The organism is Vibrio neptunius (assembly GCF_000967495.1).
GTDB classification, from domain to species: domain Bacteria; phylum Pseudomonadota; class Gammaproteobacteria; order Enterobacterales; family Vibrionaceae; genus Vibrio; species Vibrio neptunius.
In genome coordinates this window covers 46,463-69,864 of sequence record NZ_JXXU01000014.1, presented here as the reverse complement: position 1 = coordinate 69,864, position 23,402 = coordinate 46,463, and the positions used below count along the sequence as shown (strand labels likewise).

20 protein-coding genes are annotated in these 23,402 nt (G+C 45.4%); 4 read left to right on the top strand and 16 right to left on the bottom strand.

Annotation, left to right across the window (positions count from 1 at the left end):
• Positions 1–283 precede the first annotated feature (283 nt).
• Together TW84_RS05560 and vexH are read left to right on the top strand one after the other, a co-directional pair.
• On the top strand, positions 284–1,348 hold the full coding sequence (locus tag TW84_RS05560; protein WP_045974685.1) for an efflux RND transporter periplasmic adaptor subunit: 1,065 nt from the start codon (positions 284–286) through the stop codon (positions 1,346–1,348).
• A complete protein-coding gene (gene vexH / locus TW84_RS05555) occupies positions 1,348–4,458 on the top strand; it encodes a vibriobactin export RND transporter permease subunit VexH (RefSeq protein ID WP_045974681.1) in 3,111 nt (1,036 codons plus the stop codon). Before TW84_RS05560 ends, vexH begins: the two co-directional genes overlap by 1 nt.
• Before the next feature lie 62 nt (positions 4,459–4,520).
• Here vexH and TW84_RS05550 read toward each other — a convergent pair whose 3' ends face one another.
• Positions 4,521–5,120 (bottom strand): YitT family protein, encoded by a 600-nt coding sequence (locus tag TW84_RS05550; protein WP_045974684.1) that lies wholly within the window; start codon positions 5,118–5,120, stop codon positions 4,521–4,523.
• 366 nt (positions 5,121–5,486) lie between these two features.
• Here TW84_RS05550 and glyA point away from each other — a divergent pair, with 366 nt between their 5' ends.
• Entirely contained in the window at positions 5,487–6,737 is a 1,251-nt protein-coding gene (glyA, locus tag TW84_RS05545) for a serine hydroxymethyltransferase (protein WP_045974680.1), read from the top strand.
• A 547-nt stretch (positions 6,738–7,284) separates the two neighbouring features.
• Here glyA and TW84_RS05540 read toward each other — a convergent pair.
• The 13 genes from TW84_RS05540 to leuS form a co-directional block, all read right to left on the bottom strand.
• Entirely contained in the window at positions 7,285–7,611 is a 327-nt protein-coding gene (locus tag TW84_RS05540) for a hypothetical protein (RefSeq protein ID WP_045974679.1), read from the bottom strand.
• A 133-nt stretch (positions 7,612–7,744) separates the two neighbouring features.
• Entirely contained in the window at positions 7,745–8,710 is a 966-nt protein-coding gene (gene lipA, locus TW84_RS05535) for a lipoyl synthase (protein ID WP_045974678.1), read from the bottom strand.
• Positions 8,711–8,734: 24 nt separating this feature from the next.
• The gene (gene lipB / locus TW84_RS05530; RefSeq protein WP_045974677.1) at positions 8,735–9,388 is read right to left on the bottom strand and encodes a lipoyl(octanoyl) transferase LipB; all 654 of its coding nucleotides are present in this window, start codon (positions 9,386–9,388) and stop codon (positions 8,735–8,737) included.
• Between the two features lie 178 nt (positions 9,389–9,566).
• On the bottom strand, positions 9,567–9,845 hold the full coding sequence (gene ybeD / locus TW84_RS05525; RefSeq protein ID WP_045974676.1) for a DUF493 family protein YbeD: 279 nt from the start codon (positions 9,843–9,845) through the stop codon (positions 9,567–9,569).
• A gap of 140 nt (positions 9,846–9,985) precedes the next feature.
• Entirely contained in the window at positions 9,986–11,164 is a 1,179-nt protein-coding gene (locus TW84_RS05520) for a serine hydrolase (RefSeq protein ID WP_045974675.1), read from the bottom strand.
• A gap of 89 nt (positions 11,165–11,253) precedes the next feature.
• A complete protein-coding gene (locus TW84_RS05515; RefSeq protein ID WP_045974674.1) occupies positions 11,254–12,036 on the bottom strand; it encodes a septal ring lytic transglycosylase RlpA family protein in 783 nt (260 codons plus the stop codon).
• Positions 12,037–13,158 (bottom strand): rod shape-determining protein RodA, encoded by a 1,122-nt coding sequence (rodA, locus tag TW84_RS05510; protein ID WP_045974673.1) that lies wholly within the window; start codon positions 13,156–13,158, stop codon positions 12,037–12,039. It abuts the gene before it with no gap.
• Positions 13,158–15,047, bottom strand: a complete 1,890-nt coding sequence (mrdA, locus tag TW84_RS05505) for a penicillin-binding protein 2 (RefSeq protein ID WP_045974672.1) — start codon at positions 15,045–15,047, stop codon at positions 13,158–13,160. The genes rodA and mrdA overlap by 1 nt, the downstream gene beginning before the upstream one ends.
• 6 nt (positions 15,048–15,053) lie before the next feature.
• Positions 15,054–15,524, bottom strand: coding sequence for a 23S rRNA (pseudouridine(1915)-N(3))-methyltransferase RlmH (gene rlmH / locus TW84_RS05500; protein ID WP_045974671.1), 471 nt, complete (start codon positions 15,522–15,524; stop codon positions 15,054–15,056).
• Positions 15,525–15,527: 3 nt separating this feature from the next.
• On the bottom strand, positions 15,528–15,845 hold the full coding sequence (gene rsfS, locus TW84_RS05495) for a ribosome silencing factor (protein ID WP_045974683.1): 318 nt from the start codon (positions 15,843–15,845) through the stop codon (positions 15,528–15,530).
• A 59-nt stretch (positions 15,846–15,904) separates the two neighbouring features.
• The gene (holA, locus tag TW84_RS05490; RefSeq protein ID WP_045974670.1) at positions 15,905–16,918 is read right to left on the bottom strand and encodes a DNA polymerase III subunit delta; all 1,014 of its coding nucleotides are present in this window, start codon (positions 16,916–16,918) and stop codon (positions 15,905–15,907) included.
• A gap of 8 nt (positions 16,919–16,926) precedes the next feature.
• A complete protein-coding gene (locus TW84_RS05485; RefSeq protein WP_045974669.1) occupies positions 16,927–17,559 on the bottom strand; it encodes an LPS-assembly lipoprotein LptE in 633 nt (210 codons plus the stop codon).
• Positions 17,560–17,670: 111 nt separating this feature from the next.
• Positions 17,671–20,244 carry a leucine--tRNA ligase gene (leuS, locus tag TW84_RS05480; protein WP_045974668.1) on the bottom strand — a complete coding sequence of 858 codons (2,574 nt, stop codon included), beginning with the start codon at positions 20,242–20,244 and terminating at the stop codon, positions 17,671–17,673.
• 138 nt (positions 20,245–20,382) lie between these two features.
• Between leuS and TW84_RS05475 the strand changes: the two genes are divergently transcribed.
• Positions 20,383–20,853 carry a zinc ribbon-containing protein gene (locus TW84_RS05475; RefSeq protein ID WP_045974667.1) on the top strand — a complete coding sequence of 157 codons (471 nt, stop codon included), beginning with the start codon at positions 20,383–20,385 and terminating at the stop codon, positions 20,851–20,853.
• 70 nt (positions 20,854–20,923) lie between these two features.
• Here TW84_RS05475 and lnt read toward each other — a convergent pair whose 3' ends face one another.
• Positions 20,924–22,432, bottom strand: coding sequence for an apolipoprotein N-acyltransferase (gene lnt / locus TW84_RS05470; protein WP_045974666.1), 1,509 nt, complete (start codon positions 22,430–22,432; stop codon positions 20,924–20,926).
• 38 nt (positions 22,433–22,470) lie between these two features.
• Positions 22,471–23,370: a CNNM family magnesium/cobalt transport protein CorC gene (gene corC, locus TW84_RS05465; protein ID WP_045974665.1), complete on the bottom strand. Its 900-nt coding sequence runs from the start codon at positions 23,368–23,370 to the stop codon at positions 22,471–22,473.
• Positions 23,371–23,402: the final 32 nt, after the last annotated feature.

The window sequence follows — 23,402 nt, the reverse complement described above, 5'->3', positions numbered from 1 at the left end:
CTCGGGAACCCCTCCAGGGTGTTTTTATACTTAAGAAATGATTTCCCAACACATCACTCAAGTGCGGAGCGCATCATAGCAAACTCGCTAAACCTGTAAAGCCTTTTCTTATGATTTTGAATTGAATGCTGGCTTTTTGGGCAAAGATGCCAGTAATCAACCTAAAAGCTCATCTAATCAATGTCTAAACTTACAGTTTATTGCTCTCTCTTTACATTACTTGACGTTTTCAGCGCGGTTTAACGAGTATAATGAGCGAAGTTTTTTGAGGCAGAATTTAAACATGAAAAATAAAATTATTCTGAGTATTTTGTCGTTGTCTATTCTAGCCGTAGCACCTGCAGTGCAAGCTAAACGGCAAGGTCCGCAGACGGTTACCGTTGTGACTGAACAGGTCCAAATCCATCAGGTTTCTCAGTCTTTGTCGTTAGTTGGAAAAATTGAAGCTGAGCAATCTGTGGTTATTTCCTCTGAAGTTACAGGTCGCGTGGATGTTATTGCTTTTAAGGCGAATCAAGAGGTCAAAAAAGATCAGCTGCTCGTTCAGCTTAATGATGACAAAGCCAAAGCCAGTGTAGCTGAAGCAAAAGCCTACCTGAAAGACGAAGAGCGTAAACTCAAAGAGTTTGAACGTTTGGTGAAACGTAACGCGATTACCCAAACCGAGATCGATGCGCAGAAGGCTAGCGTCGAAATAGCTCAGGCTCGCCTTGATGCCGCCAATGCCAACCTCAATGATTTGAATATTAGAGCGCCTTTCTCTGGTACTGTCGGCTTTATTGATTTCAGCCCAGGTAAGTTGGTGAGTGCTGGCGATGAGCTTGTGGCACTCGATGATTTGTCCTTGATGCAACTCGATTTGCAGGTACCTGAACGTTATCTGTCTCAAATTTCTAAAGGTATGAAAGTCACAGCAACGACGGCAGCATGGAGTGATACTGTCTTCAATGGCGAAGTTGTTGGTATCGATTCACGAATCAATGAAGAAACTCTTAACTTAAGGGTCCGTATCCATTTTGACAATCCAAAACAAAGCTTGAAACCGGGCATGTTAGTGACTGCAGATATGGATTTTCCTCCAATGGAAGCGCCGATTATTCCTGTTCAAGCTCTCGAATATTCTGGCACCAAACGTTATGTCTATGTGGTAGGTGATGACAACAAAGCGGTTCGCACTGAAGTCTTCTTAGGTGCTCGAATCGGCAACCAAGTCGTGATTGAAAAAGGCCTCGATATCGGCCAGAAAATCGTCGTTCAAGGCATTGTGAACATGCGCGATGGTGTCGCTGTGAGCGAATTGGGTGAAGATGGCAAACCACTAAGTAATGAGCAAGAAGGTAACAGCTAATGTGGTTATCTGATGCTTCTGTCAAACGTCCCGTTGCTGCGGTCGTTCTCAGCTTGCTGCTGTGTGTATTTGGTATTGTCTCTTTCAGTAAACTGGCGGTACGTGAAATGCCGGATATTGAAAGTCCGGTTGTATCAATCAGTACTCGATATGAAGGCGCTTCAGCGACCATTATTGAAAGCCAAATTACTTCTGTACTGGAAGATCAGCTTTCTGGTATCAGCGGCATTGATGAAATTGAATCGACTACGCGGAATGGCAGCTCACGAATCACTATAACGTTTGAACTCGGCTATGATCTCAATACTGGCGTGAGTGATGTTCGGGATGCGGTTGCACGTGCACAGCGTTCCTTGCCTGATGAGGCGGATGATCCGATTGTTTATAAGAACAATGGGTCGGGTGAAGCCTCCGTCTACATTAATTTAAGTTCTTCCGAGATGGATCGAACCCAACTGACAGACTACGTCGACCGAGTATTGCTCGACAGATTCAGCTTGATTTCCGGTGTAAGCTCAGTGGATGTGTCAGGCGGCTTGTACAAAGTCATGTACGTTAAGCTGAAACCTGCTCAGATGGCCGGACGTGGAGTCACAACTTCTGACATTACTGCGGCACTCAATAATGAGAATATTGAAAGTCCTGGCGGTGAAGTGCGTAACGATCAGATCGTCATGTCGGTTCGGACTGCTCGTAGCTACAATGTGGCTGAGGATTTTGAATATTTGGTGGTTAAACGGGCGAGTGACAATACTCCTATTTACCTGAAAGATGTCGCTGATGTCTACATCGGCGCGGAGAATGAAAATTCAACCTTTAAGAGCGATGGTGTGGTTAATGTCAGCATGGGTATTGTACCTCAATCAGACGCAAACCCGCTTGAAGTCGCTGACTTAGTGCATGATGAAGTGGAAAAAATCCAACAATTTCTTCCATCAGGAACGCGTCTTGCCATCGACTATGATTCAACCGTTTTTATTGAGCGTTCGATAGCGGAAGTATATAGCACTCTGTTTATTACTGGTGGTCTAGTTATTCTCGTACTGTACATATTCATTGGTCAGGCTAGAGCCACGCTGATCCCAGCAGTAACGGTACCTGTTTCGTTGATATCTTCCTTCATGGCTGCCTACTATTTCGGCTTTTCGATCAACTTAATCACTTTGATGGCGCTGATATTGTCGATTGGATTGGTGGTCGATGACGCCATCGTAGTAGTGGAGAACATTTTCCACCATATCGAGCGTGGAGAAAAACCGCTGTTGGCAGCATACAAAGGAACTCGTGAGGTCGGTTTTGCCGTTGTGGCGACAACTCTGGTATTGGTCATGGTGTTCCTGCCCATCTCCTTTATGGATGGTATGGTCGGCTTGCTGTTTACTGAGTTTTCAGTATTGCTGGCGATGTCGGTGATGTTTTCATCACTGATTGCACTAACTCTGACGCCAGTTTTAGGCAGTCAGTTGTTAAAGGCCAATGTGAAACCAAATCGTTTTAACCAGTTCATCGATCGTATGTTTGGTCGTTTGGAAAGTGGTTACCGTAAAGTGTTGCGTGGGGCCTTGAAATGGAAGTGGGCGGCGCCTCTCATCATTCTGACCTGTATCGGCGGAAGCTGGGTTTTGATGAAGCAAGTGCCTTCTCAGCTGACACCATCGGAAGACCGCGGGGTGATCTTTGCCTTTGTTCGTGGTGCTGATGCTACGAGTTACAACCGCATGGCAGCGAACATGGATATCGTCGAAGAGCGCTTGTTGCCGCTACTAGGCGAAGGTTTCCTTAAGTCTTTTAGTATTCAATCGCCCGCCTTTGGTGGTAACGCAGGAGACCAGACAGGTTTTGTCATCATGATACTGGATGACTGGAATGATCGTGATGTAACGGCTCAACAGGCGCTAGGAGAGGTGAGAAAGGCGCTGGTGGGTATTCCTGATGTTCGTGTCTTCCCATTTATGCCAGGCTTCAGAGGTGGTTCTAGTGAGCCAGTACAGTTCGTATTAGGAGGTTCTGATTACCCAGAACTAAAACAGTGGGCTGAAAAGCTTGAGCAGTTAGCTGAAGAGTCGCCGATCATGGAAGGGGCGGACATTAACTATTCCGAGCGAACTCCTGAGTTGGTGGTCACCGTTGATAAGCAGCGTGCGGCGGAGTTGGGTATCAGTGTGTCAGATATTTCTGAGACCTTAGAAATCATGCTTGGCGGTAAGAGTGAAACGACTTTTGTTGAACGCGGCGAAGAGTATGATGTTTATCTTCGTGGTGATGAGAACAGCTTCAATAATGCGGCGGATTTGAGCCAGATTTATCTGCGAACCAGTTCTGGCGAGTTGGTGACACTGGATGCGGTTACTAAGATTGAAGAAGTGGCTTCGTCGATTCGTTTGTCCCACTACAACAAGCAGAAATCGATTACCGTTACGGCTAACTTGTCTGAAGGGTACACTTTAGGTCAGGCACTGGACTTCCTAGATCAACAAGCGGTGGGCATTCTGCCGGGTGATATCTCAGTCAGCTACTCCGGCGAATCGAAAGATTATAAAGAGAACCAATCCAGTATTCTGGTGGTGTTTGGCTTAGCACTGTTGGTCGCGTATCTGGTCTTGGCAGCTCAGTTTGAAAGTTTCATAAACCCACTGGTAGTGATGTTTACTGTTCCTATGGGGGTATTCGGCGGCTTCTTGGGGCTGTTCTTTATGAGTCAGGGCCTGAATATTTACAGTCAGATAGGCATGATCATGTTGATTGGTATGGTGACCAAGAATGGCATCCTGATTGTGGAGTTTGCGAATCAGCTTCGTGATCGCGGTTTCGAGTTCGAGAAAGCAATTGTTGATGCAGCGGCACGTCGCCTGCGCCCAATTATGATGACAGCGTTTACGACACTTGCCGGAGCCATTCCACTGATCCTATCGACAGGTGCAGGTTATGAAAGTCGAGTAGCGGTAGGTACGGTGATCTTCTTCGGTATGGGCTTCGCAACCCTAGTGACTTTGTTTGTTATCCCTGCGATGTATCGACTGATTTCAGCAAGTACGCAATCACCGGGACATGTGGAAGCTGAATTGAACAAAGAGCTAAGCCACGATGTGAAGGCCAGAACCTCACACTGATAGCTGAGACCAATAACGTCAAAAGCCCGCAACTTTCGCGGGCTTTTTTTATTTCGTGGTTCTCAACCATAATTGACGGAATAACGGGTTGGCTTGTGATTCATGGCTAACACGACATTGAGTAGGATAGCGCCCAGAATAGATAACCCGATGATTTCAGGAGAGACAAAGAAGAATGATGCGAACAAGATGCAACAATCGATGGCTAGCTGAGACTTGCCCACTGAGATACCGAACTTATCCTGAATAAACAGGCAAAGTACGTTGAAACCGCCGAGACTTGAGCGATGACGGAACAGGATAAGCATACCCAAGCCCATCAGTAACCCGCCCGCAACCGCGCAATACACAACGTTGACCGTTTCAAGGCTTACGACTAGAGATAGGTGGTCAGCAAAGACAGACACCAATGCACCAGAAATAGCACTGTTGAAAGCAAACCTTGAACCAAAACGCTTCCACGCGAGTAAATAAAAAGGACTATTGGCCAAAAAGTAAAGCGTACCAAAGGAAAGTGACACAAACTGGCTCATAAGCAGGGCCAAGCCTGTGGTGCCTCCGGTTAACAGATTTGCCGATTGGAGGAAGAAAACGCCCTGAGCGACCAGAAATGTACCAGTTAAAATAGCAATCCAATCTTCTTTACGTGAGTGTTTTTCCATCAGTTTGAAACTTTTATAGTAGATAATGGCGCGCATACTATTTAAAAAATGAGGTTTTCGGTAGCTTGATAAGCAAATTTAAGGTAAACCTATGTAATTATCGTTTTACGGGGTGTAAAGGGAAAAATTGACACTTTTCATATTTATACGGTTTAGAAAGGTGACAATATGACAATCCTTGTAGAACCACATGAAGAATCTGCATGAGAAAAAGTAAAACTTTCTCTTTATGGCCAAGATCAAATTATGTAGAATGCGCGCTATTAACGTGATGCAAACGTTTGCGTTATTCAATTTACGTAGATTAATAGGGTCATTGGTTGGTTTTTTGCAAATTTCAGTTTAAATCTGAGTCAGGAGATACAGATGCTAAAGCGTGATATGAACATCGAAGATTACGATGCGGAACTGTTCGCAGCAATCCAAGAAGAAACTCTTCGCCAGGAAGAACACATTGAACTAATCGCTTCTGAGAACTACACGAGCCCACGTGTAATGGAAGCTCAAGGTTCTCAGCTAACAAACAAATACGCTGAAGGCTACCCTGGCAAGCGTTACTACGGTGGCTGTGAGTACGTTGATAAAGCGGAAGCTTTGGCAATTGATCGTGCATGTCAGCTATTCGGCTGTGAGTACGCGAACGTTCAGCCACACTCAGGCTCTCAGGCAAACAGTGCGGTTTACATGGCACTACTAAACCCAGGCGATACCGTTCTAGGTATGAGCCTGGCACACGGTGGTCACCTGACTCACGGTTCACCAGTTAACTTCTCAGGCAAGCACTACAACGTGATTCCTTACGGTATCGACGAAGCGGGTCAAATTAACTACGATGAAATGGAACAGCTTGCTCTAGAGCACAAGCCTAAGATGATCATCGGCGGCTTCTCGGCTTACTCTCAAATCGTTGACTGGGCTCGAATGCGTGAAATTGCAGACAAAGCCGGCGCGTACCTATTCGTAGACATGGCGCACGTTGCTGGTCTAATCGCAGCAGGCGAATACCCAACACCAGTTCCACACGCGCACGTTGTGACAACAACAACGCACAAGACACTAGCAGGTCCACGTGGCGGCCTGATTTTGTCTAACGCTGGTGAAGATATGTACAAAAAGTTGAACTCAGCGGTATTCCCTGGTGGCCAGGGTGGTCCTCTGATGCATGTTATCGCGGGCAAAGCCGTCGCGTTCAAAGAAGCCATGGAGCCAGAATTTAAAGCTTACCAAGCCCGCGTAGTGAAAAATGCAAAAGCGATGGTTGCTCAGTTCCAAGAACGTGGTTACAAGATTGTGTCTAACGGTACAGAGAACCACCTGTTCCTAGTTGACCTTATCGACAAAGACATCACAGGTAAAGATGCAGATGCAGCACTAGGTGCAGCAAACATCACGGTAAACAAGAACTCAGTGCCAAACGATCCACGTAGCCCGTTTGTGACTTCTGGTATCCGTGTAGGCTCTCCAGCCATCACTCGTCGTGGTTTCACTGAAGAAGATGCAAAAGAGCTAGCGAACTGGATGTGTGACGTGCTAGATAACATCGGAAATGAGGATGTTATCTCAGCAACTAAAGCCAAGGTTCTAGAGATTTGTAAGCGCCTGCCTGTTTACGCTTAACTAGCATTTAGTATGGAACCCTAAATGTTCCGCTGTTGGTTTCAATACCAGCATGTTTCAAAACCTCCTTCTGGAGGTTTTTTTATGTGCGATAACGGGTAAATCGACAAGCTCTTAATGTTCCCACCTCATAACGGTTAATTTACTAACGACTAAATACCCAATCATCATTTTATTGATGTCAATGAAGGGGGGCTTGAGCGTCAACCTTAATGCTTGTCTTCAGTTTCTCTTAGTAACCGCAACAATATTGTGTCTTTTTATCGGCATGGTCAGGCAAGAGAGAGCCTACAAGGCTGGCCGATTACCGAAAATGATGACAACCAGCGAGTTTGATTGGACCTGAAGATGGAGACTCAGTCTCATAGAACGATGCTCTAGGCAGTTGCATAAATATAGTGTGACTTTAGTGGATTATCACTTAAGGGACAGTTATGTGGAGATGGGTAAGGTGTTGCTGCAAAGAACGTTTAAGTTATGATTTGGTCCACAGATGAAAAGAAAAAAAGATTGATATGACATCAATCTTTTTACTTTTAGATTTAAGTTATTTTGAAATACTCAACAGCGTGCCGGACTTACATTTAAAAGAGTAGTACTTGCGGCTTTCGCTGAACTTACCTAGACCTTCACCATCACAGTAATCAATGTTGATGTCACGCATAGTTTCGAGTGTCTTTTCACTGTTTAGCGCGAATTTAGAGCCATCTGCACACACAATACGCACGCGACCATCGTCACTCACAGAGTAAAGCTCAACGTCTGTATTACACAGCTCAAAAGAAGCCTCACGGAAATTGTCCTGCTGTGTGTTAGAAGCGCAGCCTGCTGTTAATGCAGCGAGGGCAACAGCAACAAAACCTAGTCTTTTCATAATAATTCCTTGGAGATGTACTTTTATAGTGTTGTTAGGGCTTAGCCTATAGAAGAGTTGTGTCTCATTCAAGAAACGAAACGAAAAAGGGCTGACTTATTTTGTCAACCCTGATTATTAACTTAAATGATAATTAGCTAATTTCAACGCCCTGAGCCTGCAGATCTGCGTGGTATGAAGAACGAACAAATGGACCACATGCAGCGTGAGTAAAGCCCAGTTCTAAAGCAATTTCTTTTAGCTCATCAAATTCTGATGGAGGAACGTAACGTTCAACGGGTAGATGATGACGACTTGGTGCTAAATATTGGCCCAGAGTCAGCATCGTCACACCATGCTCGCGAAGGTCTTTTAGAACCTCAATAATTTCTTCTTTTGTTTCGCCTAAGCCCATCATTAGTCCAGATTTCGTTGGGATATCTGGGTGCTGTTGTTTAAATTTCTTGAGAAGCTGTAATGACCACTTATAGTTTGCCCCCGGACGTGCTTTACGGTAGAGACGCGGTGCGGTTTCTAAGTTGTGATTGAAGACATCGGGTGGGTTGTCTTTCATCAATTCCAGCGCCACATCCATTCTTCCACGGAAATCCGGAACCAATGTCTCAATACGGATGTTTGGGTTTTTCGCTCGGATCTCTCGGTTACAGTCAGCGAAGTGCTTAGCACCACCGTCTCTAAGATCGTCGCGGTCTACGGATGTAATTACGACATATTTCAGCTTCATATCTGAAATAGTTTGTGCAAGCTTTTGCGGTTCATTCGCTTCTGGAGCAACAGGTCGGCCATGAGCGACATCACAGAAAGGACAGCGACGAGTACAGATAGCGCCAAGAATCATAAAGGTCGCTGTACCATGGTTGAAACATTCTGCTAGGTTCGGACAGGAGGCTTCCTCACACACTGAGTGGAGGTTATTTTTACGCATTGCAGATTTGATATCTTGAATACGCTGGCTGTCAGCAGGCAATTTGATTTTCATCCAGTCTGGCTTACGCAGAACTTCTTTTTGCTCAGTTGGCATGTTCTTTACAGGGATCAATGCCATCTTGTCAGCGTCGCGGTATTTAACGCCTTTTTCCATTTGGATTGGTTTACTCATGCTATCTATACTTCTCTTTGCTTCTCATCGCGTAGGAGAGGTTTCTGTGCTGAATTCAACTTGCTCATAACCAAGCAAAGTTACAAGTTCATCGACTAATGCCGCTTCAACTTGGGTAAGATCATCCGGCCCACCAAGCTGGCTCATTTGAACCATCTCCATACCAGCATAGCCACATGGATTTATACGCAAGAATGGCGATAAGTCCATATTTACATTTAATGCTAATCCATGGAATGAGCACCCTTTACGGATCCTCAGCCCTAAAGAACAGATCTTTTTACCATCAACATAGACACCTGGTGCATCTGGTCGTGCCGCCGACTCTATATTGTATTTTTTTAAGGTGTTGATCACGAGATTCTCAATATGAGTCACGAGATCTCGGACACCGAGTTTTTTACGACGTAGATTTATCAGGAAGTAAGCCACCAATTGACCGGGACCGTGATAGGTTACTTGACCACCTCTATCGCTTTGTACGACAGGGATATTACCCGTATTGATTAAATGCTCATCTTTACCTGCTTGCCCTTGTGTAAACACAGGGTTGTGCTCGACTAGCCATACTTGATCACAGGTTTCCTCAGTTCGGTTATCTGTGAACTCGTGCATTGCTTTCCAAATAGGTTCGTAATCTTGCCGACCCAGACGTTTCACAACAAGCTGGTTTTGCATTCCTGATCCTATAGTCAGTAAATAAAGTTCTGGGATTATAAACTGCTTCTGGTCATTGAACTACATATCAGCCACACATTTTTAACCTTAGATAAAAAGCAGGATTATTATCTATCTGATATCTAAAAAGAAAGCAGCTGACGCTGCTTTCAAATTAATTTTATTTCATCAAATAAAATTATAGAACCATACGCACAATATCGATCTGGCCCAATTCTTTGTATAAGGTTTCGACTTGCTCAATGGACGTCGCTGTAATGGTAACAGATACAGAATGGTAGTTACCTTTTGCACTTGGCTTCACACTGGGGCTGTAGTTACCTGGAGCGTGGCGTTGGATAACTTCAAGAACCTTTTCTGGAAGCTCAGGCTTAGCGTAGCCCATCACCTTGTAGGTAAAAGAACAAGGAAACTCAAGCAGATCTTTCAGTTTTGCGTCTGAGTTGATAGTCAACATTTTGAAACTCCAAGTTGAATGTCATTTAAGCAGCGCGAAATAGTACTGCCATTGGTTCTAAATCTCAACATTCTCGCCAGCTTACCTAGCGAGAATAAAAAAAGCCGCGATAAGCGGCTTTTGATGTAGGTGCGTTCTAGTTAGAGGAAGCTCTTAAACAGCATCACAATATAATCCCACAGACGGCTGAATAGACTACCTTTATTGACATCTTCTAACGCTAGAAGTGGGTACTCAGCAACATCTTCGCCTTCAAGTTGATAGTATAGCTTACCTACTACATCACCTTTCTTAATTGGGGCTTCTAGTTCTTTTTCAAGTACGAAGCTGGCTTGAAGGTTTTTGGCTTGCCCACGAGGAAGGGTAACGTAAGTATCTTTGTCTAAGCCCAGTGCAACCGTATCTTTGTCGCCCATCCAGATCTTTTCTTCGACGAAGGTTTCACCAGCTTTGTGTGGAGCAACTGTTTCAAAGAAGCGAAATCCGTAGCTAAGTAGTTTTTTGCTTTCTGATTTACGTGCGTTTGCATTTTTAGTTCCCATGACAACAGCAACAAGGCGCATTTTTCCTTCAGTTGCTGAGCTGACTAGGCTATAACCCGCGTTACTTGTGTGACCGGTTTTAATGCCGTCAACGTTCATGCTTTTGTCCCAAAGCAAGCCGTTACGGTTGTATTGTGTAATGCCGTTGTAGGTGAATTTCTTCTCAGAGTAAATACGATACTCGTCTGGTACGTCACGAATTAATGCTTGGCCAAGTAGCGCCATATCATAAGGCGTAGAGTACAGATTAGGGTTGTCTAAGCCATGAACATTGGCGAAGTGAGTGTTTTTCATGCCTAGCGTATCTGCCCAAGCATTCATCAGATCAACGAAGGCATCTTCTGACCCTGCAATGTGCTCTGCCATAGCAACACACGCATCGTTACCGGATTGAACAATGATACCGCGATTAAGTTCTTCGACTTTGACTGTTGTGCCGACTTCGATAAACATCTTTGAAGAATCAGGGAAGTTTTTAGCCCAAGCATTCTTGCTGATGGTGACGTCGTCCTGAAGCGAAATATTACCGCGCTCTAGCTCTTGGCCGATCACGTAACTGGTCATCATTTTGGTCAGACTTGCAGGAGACAACTTAGTGTTCATCTCTTTTTCTGCGAGGATCTTACCTGAGTTATAGTCCATCAAAACGTAGCCTTTCGCAGCGATTTGAGGAGCGTCTGGTACCACAATTGGGGTGGCAAACGAAGAGGATGCGAAAGTTGCAGAAAGCGCAATAGAAGACGCAAAAACGGATTTAATTAGCGTTGTTTTTTTCATATTGACTACAGGTTTTTATTAACTGTCCATATATTAACAGAAACAATCGCTCAAACCAGTGTGCGGCGTATCTCACACTGGATTGAGGACTACTGGGATTTTATAAAAGCACTCGGATAGCCCATCAGCTTAACTTGTTCTAAAGCCTTTTGCGTCAGCATATAGTCATCAAATGGGCCTAAGAACACGCGGTGAAGGTTTTTATCCGAGCTGATATAGCTCTTTACCGAAAGTGTTTGACTCAGATCTTGTGCTAAAGTTCGTACTCTGTCTTCATGTTGTGAAGACGCTACCTGAACAACGAATTTTGGCAATGCTTTTTGTTTGTGCGCTTGCGTTGGTTTGTCGACAGAAATGACCTCTATGGTCACATTAGCCGTTCCTGTGTGGATGACATCTAATTTGGTTGCCGCGGCAAAACTTAGGTCTATGATTCGACCTTGATGAAAAGGCCCACGATCATTAACGCGTACAACTGCTGATCTACCATTGTCTTTGTTGGTCACTTTTACGTAGCTAGGTATAGGCAAGGTTTTGTGTGCCGCTGACATGGAGTACATATCGTATACTTCACCGTTAGAGGTCTGGTGACCATGAAATTTCTTACCATACCAAGAGGCGACACCTTCTTGGGTGAAACCTTGAGGCTCTTTGATGATCTCATAACGCTGGCCACGAAGCGTATAGTCGCTATTGCCACCTAGGCTATATGGCTCGTATTGAGGATGTGCGTCTTCAATGTGCTCAACAGAAATAGGAGCATCGGGGGCGATGTCGTCATCGATAGAGTATCGCTTATCAGGCGTTGAGGAACAGCCGACTAAGGTAGTAACGGCACAAAGCATGCCTAGCAGAGGTTTATAAACAGACATTTAGGTTGCCTTTGAGAATGCTTTTCGATGAGTGTGAATGGACATCAGGATGCCAAAGCCCGCCATTAAGGTAACCATGGAAGTACCGCCATAGCTAATTAGAGGAAGCGGAACCCCGACCACAGGTAAGATGCCACTGACCATGCCGATGTTAACAAATACATAGACAAAGAAACTAAGAACAATACTGCCCGCCATCATTCTGCCAAAAGCAGTTTGTGCTTTGCTCGCCAATACCAGCCCTCGGCCAATAATAAACAGATATAAGCTAAGTAAAATTAGGATACCAATTAGGCCCCATTCTTCTGCAATAACAGCAAAAATAAAGTCAGTGTGACGTTCTGGTAGAAATTCGAGCTGAGATTGTGTGCCTTGCAGCCAGCCTTTGCCAGATATTCCCCCAGAGCCAATCGCGATTTTACTTTGGATAATGTGATAGCCTGCACCAAGAGGGTCCGATTCCGGATTAAATAGAGTGCGGACTCGGACTTTCTGGTATTCCCTCATCAGGAAGAACCATAAGATGGGTAAAAATGCACCAAGTCCACAGGCCGCAGCGAAGATAATTTTCCAACTGATGCCAGCTAGGAAAATAACGAAAACCCCTGAAGCGGCAATCAAAATTGAAGTACCCAAATCGGGTTGTTTGGCAATCAGTATGGTCGGTACAAAAACCATCACTAAGGACATCATTAAGGTTTGGAAAGTCGGCGGCAGTGAGCGCTTACCAATATAGCGGGCGACCATAAGAGGTACTGCAAGTTTTAGCAATTCTGAGGGTTGAAAGCGAACAAAACCAAGGTTGAGCCAACGCTGGGCTCCTTTGGAGGCTTCACCAAAGAACAACACGCCAAACAATAATAAAACTCCGACAACAAACATCAGTGGCGCTAGTGTTTCGTAAGTTCGTGGAGGGATCTGGGCTAGAATCACCATCACACCGAGAGATAAGCCCATGCGCATCGCCTGGCGATCCATCATTGCCAGGCTTTGACCGCTTGCGCTGTACATAATAATAAGGCCAAAGCCCATCAGCACAAGAATACCGAGTAGTAGAGGTAAATCGATATGAAAGCGTTCAAACAGCGCTCGGTTTTGGCCTGTGGCTGGATCAAAATCCATTATTGTTGTGCCTCTTTATCTTTAACTAACACGTGGTCGAAGACCTGTCTAACAACAGGAGCACCTTGGGAGGAGCCCCCCCCAGCATTTTCTAATACTATGGTCACAATAAGTTTTGGTTCTTCGATAGGTGCAAATCCTGTAAATAAGGCATGGTCGCGTAAATGCTCGGCAATCTCATCGGCATTGTACTCCTCGTCTTCTGCTAACCCAAAGACTTGCGCCGTGCCTGATTTCCCGCCACTCATATAAGGCGTTTTGTAAAACGAACGTCTCGCTGTCCCTTTCTTTCCATGATTGGCCAAGCGCATACCTTCTATGGATAAGTCCCAAAACTTCTCGTTCACTCCCTCAATTGGAGGGTAGGTGTAAGACTCCAGCGTTGAAAGCTGGTATTTGTCAAACTTTTCCCCATTCACTATGGTTGCCCGGAGGAGGTGTGGTGCTACGCGTTTACCTCGGTTGACCAATACGGAAGTGGCTTTAGCAATCTGCATTGGCGTAGCGGTCCAGTAACCTTGGCCGATACCGACAGGAATAGTATCGCCCTGATACCAAGGTACACGGTGACGAGCCATCTTCCACTCACGAGTTGGCATGTTTGCTTTACTCTCTTCGTATATATCGATCCCCGTTTTCTCACCGAATCCAAACATCATCATCCAATTAGAGATTCGGTCAATCCCCATATCGTAAGCAATTTGGTAAAAGAAGGTATCCACTGATTCTTCGATAGATTTAACGATGTTCACTCGGCCATGCCCCCAGCGAAGCCAATCTCGGAACGGCCTCGTTTTTGAATTTGGTATTTTCCAATATCCGGGATCGTTACGTGTTGTATAAGGTGTAATGACGCCTTCTTGCAGGGCCGCAACCGCCATAAATGGTTTAATTGTTGAGGCTGGAGGATAAATGCCTAGTGTTGCGCGGTTTACCAACGGGCGGTTTTTATCATTGAGCAGAGCACTATAAGCTTTGCCGGAAATACCGTGAACGAAAGCGTTAGGATCATAACTTGGGCTGGACACCATTGCCAATACACCATTATCTTTGGGATCGAGAATAACGGCGCTGCCACGACGTCCCGCTAATAATTCGTGAATATAGATTTGTAAGTCGATATCGAGGTTGAGAACGATGTCTTTTCCTGGCACCGGAGGAATATACTTCAGTGTACGGATAATACGTCCGCGGCTGTTTACTTCGACTTCTTGATAGCCAGCAGTACCATGGAGAAGATCTTCGTAATAGCGCTCAATACCAAGTTTTCCGATGTCCCGTGTCGCCTGATAGTTCGCTTCTTTTTCTTCTCTTATTAATCGCTGTATATCTCGGTCATTTATACGTGAGACGTAACCAATTACGTGAGTCAGCACTTCGCCATAAGGGTAATGACGTTTTAAGCTGGCGTTGACCGAAACGCCGGGGAATCTGTGTTGATTGACGGAAAACTTGGCGACTTGTTCTTGAGTCAATTGGGTGAGGATCGGAACCGATTTAAATCGGCGGGTTTGACGTCGTTCACGTTCAAACCGCTCAATCTGTTCAGACGTTATCTCAACATATTGTTGAAGTCGAGCAATGGTCGCTTCCATGTCTGTGATCTTTTCAGGTGTGATCTCCAAGTTGAAAACCGGGCGATTTTCAGCCAGTAGAATACCGTTCCTGTCGTAGATTAGTCCACGGTTCGGTGCAATTGGGACAACTTTGATACGGTTGTCATTGGATCGGGTTTTATAGTCCTGATATTGATTGATCTGGATGTTATACAAGTTAGTTATCAATAGGCCAACCATGGCAGCTATCCCGATGAAAGCGACAATGGCACGGCTTTTAAACAACCGTGCTTCTTCTTGATAATCCCTTATCCGGGTGCGCTTCCGTAACATTAATGATTATTCCCGGTGATATGGGTGGTTTGCAGTGATACTCCAGGCTCGATACAGACTTTCTGCCATCACTATGCGAACTAGAGGGTGTGGTAACGTCAATGCAGATAGTGACCAGCTTTGGTCTGCAGCTGCTTTACAAGCTGGAGCAAGCCCCTCGGGACCACCGATTAAAATCGAAACATCACGACCATCAAGTTTCCAACTATCCAACTGTTGGGCTAATTGAGCCGTATCCCATTTTTTTCCTGGTATATCTAGGGTAACAATTCGATTCCCTTTTGGCACTGCCGCCAGCATAGCTTCGCCTTCTTTTTGCAAAATTCTTGCAATATCGGCATTTTTTCCCCGTTTTCCGGCTGAAATTTCAACAAGTTCAAGTGGCATGTCGTGAGGGAATCGGCGTTTGTATTCTTGAAAGCCTTCTTCAACCCATTTTGGCATTTTTGTACCAACGGCGATCAACTGCAGCTTCATGAATTAGCCCCAGAGTTTTTCCAGTTGATACAGTTCGCGTTGTTCTTCCTGCATAACATGGACAATGGTCGTGCCCATATCAAGGACAACCCACTCACCTTCACTTTCGCCGTCGATGCCTAGTGGTTCAAGTCCAGCCATTTTGGATTCTTTTGCCACATGTTCGGCAATAGAAGCCACGTGACGTTTTGAAGTGCCTGTGCAGATTATCATGTAGTCAGTGATATTAGATTTGCCCTGAACATCTAACGTTTTAATGTCCTGTGCTTTCATGTCGTCGGCTTTATCTACTAGAAAATCATTCAGTTCTTCAAGTTGCAAGGTAATGTCCTCTTTATTCATTTTGGGTCAAATCAAAGCGGCGCAGTATACCACGCTTTTTATAGCTTCACTTGCGGCAAGCACATCTCAGCACTTAACTGGTTTAATAGTGGCCAGTTAGACAGGCTATATTGAGTTTTGGAAACAATTTCAGCTTTGGCAATTAAATGAATTAACTGAATGATCTTGTTGTGAGAAAGACGGTTCAACGCCGCAGAGTATAGCGGCCGCTTGGATTGCCATATCCGGTGGTGTTCAAACACTTGTCCAATGGATTGTGATTGCATTTGTTGTTGCATAGAGAGTAGCTGAGTCAGTTCCTTTTGAATGGTTCGAAGCAAAATCACTACTTCAACGCCTTCCGCTTCTAGTTGCCTTAATACTCGTTGAGCTCGGTTAGCTTTTCCCGCTAGCAGTGCGTCTGACCAGTGAAATACGGTGAAATGATTATGTCGGCTCAGCGACTCTTCGAGCCTGATTAGGTTAAGTTGCCCATCAGGATACAAAAGCGCCAGTTTTTCTAGGCTTTGTGTCAGTGCGAACAAATTGCCTTCATGCCACTGGGCCAACATTTGAATCGCCTCTGTATCTGGGCTCAGTTTTAGAGCCCTGCAGCGAGATTGAACAAACTGAGGTAGGCGACTGAGATCGGGGGTAAGGCAATTGACCCAACAACCACGGGAGGCTAAGGCTTTAAACCATTTGGCATTTTCCTGAGCTTTGGTGAGTTTAGAGCCAATTACCACTAAAATAATGTCGTCATGCAACGTCTCTGAAATGCCTACTAGTTCTTTTGCCATCGCCGCGTTTACCCCTGATTCAGGGAGCTCTAACTCAATCAACTGGCGCGATGAGAAAAGACTCAAGGCTTGGCAACAGTCATACACTGAATTCCAATCAAAGTGATTGTCTACTGCAAAACGGTGCCGCTCTTCAAAACCTTGAGCTTGAGCGGCTTTGTGAATCGACTGTCGAGATTCTTGTAGTAGTAACGGTTCATTGCCAAAAAGTAGATAAGTGGGGTGGAGCTGCTTATTTAGCTGTTCCACCAATCGATCCGCAAATATTCGCATTTGAGACTCTACTGCACGCTAGCGTGTTCATCAGAGGAGGTTTGAGGTTCATCTGATACGTAGGTTTTAATACGGTATTGCTCCTTCTCGGTTTTCAATTGAGCTTCTTTTGACTCCATTTCGAGCTCATTTGCCTCGATATCGGCCTTTAAACGGGCCATTTGACGAATGATCTGAGTTGCAGCTAGCTTACGCATTTCATCTTCGATCATATCGCGCTCCACTGACTTCGCTAGAGCTGTTAGCGGGTTATCCAAGTAGCTTCGAGTCACGCTGGTATAGAATGTTTTGATACCTACATCCGGGATTGACACGCTGTAGCTCGCTGAAAATGTCAACTCAATCTCTGCCGCGCGAGTATTTTGGTAAAGTGAGAGTGTACGTTCACTAACCCCTTCACCGAGCAACTGAAGATTGGGGATATTATCCGATGGCGGAACTACTTCAATTTCACTCATTCTTAATTGGGCTTTCATCACGCGAGTAAACGTACTGTATTGATCGTAACTGGTTAGCGACATCGTATCCAACTCATCTGGGATAGAATAATCACCACGGAGGTGGAAACCACAGGCAGACAGCAGACTCGCTGTAAGTACAACACTGGCGAGCTTTAAAGTAGAGATTGACAATAGGCGCATTGGTGAATTTTTCTCGATTATTGGAATACTTATCTCAGGCTACTCGTCAGAATAGGCTGAGATAAGTAAAGCAGGGTCAATACACCCTGCTTAAGACTTTAGCTGGGCGAATTAGTTCGCAACGATATTCAGAAGCTTACCGGGTACGTAAATCACTTTACGAACAGTCTTGCCCTCTGTGAACTTAGTGACGTTCTCATCGTTTAGACCTAGTGCTTCAATATCTTCTTTAGAAATGTCGGCAGGTACAGTCAGTTTCGCACGTAGTTTACCGTTAACCTGAACGATGATGAGTTTCTCGTCTTCAACCAGTGCTTTTTCATCATGAACTGGCCATGTTGCGTTATCGATGTTAGTTTCACCAAGCCCAACCCACATTTCGCTAGAGATATGTGGAGTGATTGGGTAAAGCATCGCAACAACAGCTTTTAGTGCTTCATCAAGGATTGCACGGTCTTGTGCAGACGCTTGAGGTGCTTTCGCTAGCTTGTTCATTAGTTCCATGATCGCTGCGATTGCTGTGTTGAACGTTTGGCGACGAGCAACATCGTCAGTCACTTTCGCGATAGTCTTGTGAACGTCACGACGAAGTGCTTTCTGGTCGCTAGACAGTGCTGAAGTATCCACTGCTTCTGCCGCGCCTTTCGATGCGTGCTCGTTGACTAGTTTCCAAACACGTTTCAGGAAGCGGTTAGCCCCTTCAACGCCAGACTCTTGCCACTCGAGTGTCATGTCTGCAGGCGAGGCAAACATCATGAATAGACGTACAGTATCAGCGCCATACTTGTCTACCATCTCTTGCGGGTCTATACCGTTGTTCTTCGACTTAGACATCTTGATCATGCCCGAGTGCTCAACGTCACGGCCAGTGTTGTCTTTCGCTGAAGTGATGCGGCCTTTACCGTCACGCTCAACAGTCACGTCAGTAGGCGCAACCCATTCCGTACCACCTTTCTCGTTCTCATAAGAGAACGCATCAGCTAGGACCATGCCTTGACATAGTAGGCGCTTGAACGGCTCGTCAGAAGTAACGTAACCTGCATCACGTAGCAGTTTGTGGAAGAAGCGAGAGTACAGTAGGTGCATACAAGCGTGCTCGATACCACCAATGTACTGGTCTACTGGTAGCCAGTAATTTGCTTTTTCTGGGTCTAGGATGTCGTCAGCTTGTGGCGAACAGTAACGTGCGTAGTACCAAGAAGATTCCATGAAGGTATCGAACGTGTCAGTCTCACGTAGAGCTGGTTCGCCGTTAAATGTTGTCTTCGCCCACTCTTTATCAGATTTGATAGGGCTAGTTACGCCGTCCATTACCACGTCTTCTGGAAGAATGACAGGTAGTTGGTCTGCGGGTACTGGGTGAACTTCACCATCTTCAGTCGTTACCATTGGGATTGGTGCACCCCAGTAACGTTGACGAGACACACCCCAGTCACGTAGACGGAAGTTAACTGTCTTAGTACCTTTGCCTTCAGCTTCAAGCTTCGCTGCGATTGCATCGAATGCTGCTTGGAATTCAAGACCGTCGAACTCACCTGAATCGAACAGTACACCTTTCTCTGTGTACGCTTCTTCAGAGATGTTCAGTTCACTGCCGTCAGTAGGCTTGATCACAGGGATGATGTCTAGACCGTACTTAGTCGCGAACTCGTAGTCACGTTGGTCGTGTGCAGGTACTGCCATTACAGCGCCTGTACCGTAGTCCATTAGTACGAAGTTAGCCACGTAAACAGGAACCTCGCGGCCGTTCAATGGGTGAATAGCAGTAAGGCCAGTCGCCATACCTTTCTTCTCCATTGTCGCCATTTCAGCTTCTGCTACTTTATTGTTCTTACACTCTTCAACGAAGGCTGCTAACTCTGGGTTTGTCTTAGCTGCTTCTGCTGCTAAAGGGTGACCTGCTGCGATACCTACGTAAGTCACACCCATTAGTGTGTCTGGGCGTGTTGTATAAACTTCTAGGTCAGCTTGACCTTTTACTTCGAACTTGAGTTCAACACCTTCAGAGCGACCAATCCAGTTACGCTGCATGGTTTTAACCATTTCCGGCCAGCCATCTAGCTTGTCTAGGTCATCGATCAGTTCTTGAGCGTATTCAGTAATTTTGATGAACCATTGAGGGATTTCTTTTTGCTCAACGATTGCGCCTGAACGCCAGCCGCGGCCGTCAACAACCTGCTCGTTGGCAAGAACTGTTTGGTCAACTGGATCCCAGTTAACTGTAGACATCTTCTTGTAAACTAGGCCTTTTTCGTAAAGCTTAGTGAAGAACTCTTGCTCCCAACGGTAGTACTCTGGCGTACAAGTTGCGAACTCACGGTTCCAGTCGTAACCCAAACCAAGCATCTTGAGTTGTTTTTTCATGTACTCAATGTTTTCATAAGTCCATGGCGCGGGTGCTGTATTGTTTTTAACCGCTGCGTTCTCCGCTGGTAGACCAAATGCATCCCAACCAATTGGCTGCATTACATTTTTACCTTGCAGACGTTGGAAACGAGATACCACATCACCGATGGTGTAGTTACGCACGTGGCCCATGTGCAGTCGGCCACTTGGGTAAGGGAACATAGAGAGACAGTAGAATTTTTCTTTATTTGGGTCTTCACTTACAACAAAGGTTTTGTTGTCATCCCAGTGCTTTTGAACTTTCTGTTCAATGTCTTGCGGGTTGTATTGCTCTTGCATCGATGATATCCGGTTATCTTGGAAATTGTGAGTTCAGTTAGAACAGACATAAATAGATCGTCATAGAATACCTAAAGGAGAGGAGCACAACAATAGTCTACGGGCGCAATTCTCCCGAGTCGCGAGAAGGAGGTCACTATGCCAAAACGTAAAGCAGGTTATGAAGAAATGTTTGAGGATGTTGTGGAAGCGCTCAAACATAGCCCAGATGAAGTCAACCGCGTTTTTGAAACCTCAGAAAAGGTCGTTGAAGCGGCCAATGATTTGACTAAAGATGAACTGGCTTTGGTGTCAGCGTATGTAAAGTCAGATTTGAAAGAGTTTGCTGATAGCTACGAAGAATCCAAAGGCGGGCCTTTTTATCTAATGGTGGCCGATTCTATCTGGCAGGGGCTATTGGATATCACAGACCGAACAAAGGTCGAATGGATTGAGTTGTTTGCTGACTTAGAGCATCAAGGGTTATATCAAGCAGGTGAAGTGATTGGATTAGGTTTTTTAGTGTGTGACGAATGTGGTCATAAAACGCAATACAATCATCCAACTGTGGTCATTCCATGCACGAAATGTGGTGGAAAAGGCTTTAGCCGCCAACTGCTGAAGCCCTAAATGCAAATAGTCTGGCTACTGACAAAAAAGATGGGGGCATTGGCATGTCCGCCCATCCCTGATTCTATTCTTACTTCCTCAATCGCCAACCAGCAACCAAACTCAGTAGTACCCAGATGTAGAGTGGCCAAGTTCCGAATTGCCGATAGGGAGTTTGCCCTTGGGTGGAGGTGACCTCTGTGCGCAAGACCTCTGTTTCGAACTGAGGGATCTGCGCGGTGATGTTGCCCTTGTAATCGGTCACCGCGGTAACGCCATTGTTGGTTGAGCGAATGACAGGTTTACCTAACTCAAGCGCTCTCATACGAGCGATTTCCATATGCTGCAATGGGCCGATTGATTTACCAAACCATGCATCGTTTGACAGGGTTAATATAAAATCAGTGTCTTCAGTGACGTTTTCACGTACTTGCTCATTGAAAATAATCTCGTAGCACAGAGCAGGCGCCAGTTGTTTGCCGTTAGCATCAATATTTGGCTGTATGAAATCACCTCGGCTAAATGAGGACATAGGTAGATTAAATAGCGGCGCTAACGGCCTGAGGATATTCTCAAAAGGTACAAACTCACCGAATGGCAATAGATGATGCTTGTGATAACGTTCGCTCATATCAAAGCTGTAATCGCCATAAGGTGTTTGACCAACAGTAAGAATACTGTTGTAGAATTGGCGGTCTTCTCCCTGATTGACTACACCTGTAATTACCGCACTATGATTCATCTTAGCTGCGGAGTCCAAATTGCTCAAATACGTTGAAATCTCAAATTCAAACGCTGGTATGGCGGCCTCTGGCCAAACAATAATGTCGGCATCCCAGTTCTCGCGCGTGAGATCAGTGTATTTCATGATGGTTGGCCAGCGTTCTTGTGGTAACCATTTCTTCGCTTGATTCACATTACCCTGTATCAGCGCAATTTTAGTGGTGCTATTAGGGTTGAGAGTGACCCAATTGGCAGATTGTAGTCCGTATCCCGTAGCAAAAATAACCGCGGGGATCAGAAGGTGTAGCCATTGCTTATGATTGACCGCATAGACAATGCTGCCAGCACTGGCTATCAGAAGTAAGGTCAGTATTTCAACGCCACCAATTGGGGCAAAATTTGCTAAAGGGCTGTCGATTTGACTATAACCAAGCCATAGCCATGGAAAACCTGTCATGACCCAGCCACGTAGCCAGTCACAGATTAACCAAATAGCAGGAGCGGCGAGGAGAAAGCGCGTTCGGTTTGAAGTTGGAAAAAATCGATTCAAGCTCCAAGCAAATAAGCCCGAATATAGAGACAAGTAGCCGACGAGGAGTGCCATCAAGAATACGCTGGCGATTTTGGGCATACCACCAAAGTTATCGATACTAATATGAACCCAACTGATACCTGTCGCGAATTGGCCGACTCCCCAAGCGTAACCTATCCCAAGAGCATTTTTAGTTGATTGATTGTGTATCAAAGCCAACAAAATAATCGGGCTTAGTAGGGCCACTGGCCATAACTGGTAAGGAGCAAAAGCCAAAGTTGTTAAAGCGCCAACAAAAACGGCCGCAAGCGGCCGTTTTAGGCGATGAAAAAGCGTTTTTATCATCGTAATACTTCTGAGTATCCCGTTTGGGGAAATTAGCGTTACTCTTCGGCTGGTTCCGGAAGAGGCTCTTCGTCAGGTATTGTCACTTGAAGCTGCAATACACGACGGTTGTCCGCAGAGGTAACTTTGAAGCTATAGTTTTCAAGTTCCACCACTTCACCGCGTGAAGGGAGATGACCGAATGCCGTCATTACCATACCGCCAACAGTGTCAACCTCTTCATCACTGAATGAGGTATTGAAAGTTTCGTTGAACTCTTCAATTGTGGTCAGGGCTTTCACTGCGTAGGTGTGCTTGCTGAGTTTGCGGATATCTAGCTCTTCCTCGTCGTCGAATTCATCTTCGATGTCACCCACGATCTCTTCGAGAATATCTTCAATAGTCACAAGACCAGAAACACCACCGAACTCATCTACGACAATAGACATGTGATATCGTTCCTCTCGGAACTCTTTGAGTAGACGATCTACCCGTTTACTTTCAGGAACAACGACCGCAGGGCGGATCACTTGTTCAATATCAAATGGCGCACTGCCTGAGCCTAAATATTTAAGTAAGTCCTTCGCTAACAGGATGCCTTCAACATGGTCTTTGTCTTCACTGATAACAGGGTAGCGTGAGTGTTGTGCATCAGTAATTAGGTTAACCAGAGCGTCTAAATCATCGCTACGATCAACCGTGACCATTTGAGAGCGTGGGATCATAATATCACGCACGCGCATTTCTGCGATTTCCATAACACCTTCAAGCATATCTCGGGTGTCGTGGTCGATCAGGTCATTCTCTTCTGAGTCACGGAACACTTCCACTAACTCTTGGCGATCTTTAGGTTCACCTTGGAACAGTTGACCTAGGCGTCCGAAGAAGGACTTTCTACTCGGACCTTCAGATTTTTCTTTTTTACCTTCTAGAGAAGAGGGCGAATTATCTTCGTTCATTTTTTCTCAATTAAGCAACGCTATCAGATGTG

Coding starts and splice junctions, on each gene's coding strand:
- rlmH (WP_045974671.1), bottom strand. CDS start 15,524: ATGAAGCTGCAGTTGATCGCCGTTGGTACAAAAATGCCAAAATGGGTT.
- mrdA (WP_045974672.1), bottom strand. CDS start 15,047: ATGTTACGGAAGCGCACCCGGATAAGGGATTATCAAGAAGAAGCACGG.
- TW84_RS05485 (WP_045974669.1), bottom strand. CDS start 17,559: ATGCGCCTATTGTCAATCTCTACTTTAAAGCTCGCCAGTGTTGTACTT.
- glyA (WP_045974680.1), top strand. CDS start 5,487: ATGCTAAAGCGTGATATGAACATCGAAGATTACGATGCGGAACTGTTC.
- rodA (WP_045974673.1), bottom strand. CDS start 13,158: ATGGATTTTGATCCAGCCACAGGCCAAAACCGAGCGCTGTTTGAACGC.
- TW84_RS05560 (WP_045974685.1), top strand. CDS start 284: ATGAAAAATAAAATTATTCTGAGTATTTTGTCGTTGTCTATTCTAGCC.
- ybeD (WP_045974676.1), bottom strand. CDS start 9,845: ATGTTGACTATCAACTCAGACGCAAAACTGAAAGATCTGCTTGAGTTT.
- lipA (WP_045974678.1), bottom strand. CDS start 8,710: ATGAGTAAACCAATCCAAATGGAAAAAGGCGTTAAATACCGCGACGCT.
- TW84_RS05550 (WP_045974684.1), bottom strand. CDS start 5,120: ATGGAAAAACACTCACGTAAAGAAGATTGGATTGCTATTTTAACTGGT.
- lnt (WP_045974666.1), bottom strand. CDS start 22,432: ATGATAAAAACGCTTTTTCATCGCCTAAAACGGCCGCTTGCGGCCGTT.
- holA (WP_045974670.1), bottom strand. CDS start 16,918: ATGCGAATATTTGCGGATCGATTGGTGGAACAGCTAAATAAGCAGCTC.
- corC (WP_045974665.1), bottom strand. CDS start 23,370: ATGAACGAAGATAATTCGCCCTCTTCTCTAGAAGGTAAAAAAGAAAAA.
- TW84_RS05540 (WP_045974679.1), bottom strand. CDS start 7,611: ATGAAAAGACTAGGTTTTGTTGCTGTTGCCCTCGCTGCATTAACAGCA.
- TW84_RS05520 (WP_045974675.1), bottom strand. CDS start 11,164: ATGAAAAAAACAACGCTAATTAAATCCGTTTTTGCGTCTTCTATTGCG.
- vexH (WP_045974681.1), top strand. CDS start 1,348: ATGTGGTTATCTGATGCTTCTGTCAAACGTCCCGTTGCTGCGGTCGTT.
- TW84_RS05515 (WP_045974674.1), bottom strand. CDS start 12,036: ATGTCTGTTTATAAACCTCTGCTAGGCATGCTTTGTGCCGTTACTACC.
- TW84_RS05475 (WP_045974667.1), top strand. CDS start 20,383: ATGCCAAAACGTAAAGCAGGTTATGAAGAAATGTTTGAGGATGTTGTG.
- leuS (WP_045974668.1), bottom strand. CDS start 20,244: ATGCAAGAGCAATACAACCCGCAAGACATTGAACAGAAAGTTCAAAAG.
- lipB (WP_045974677.1), bottom strand. CDS start 9,388: ATGCAAAACCAGCTTGTTGTGAAACGTCTGGGTCGGCAAGATTACGAA.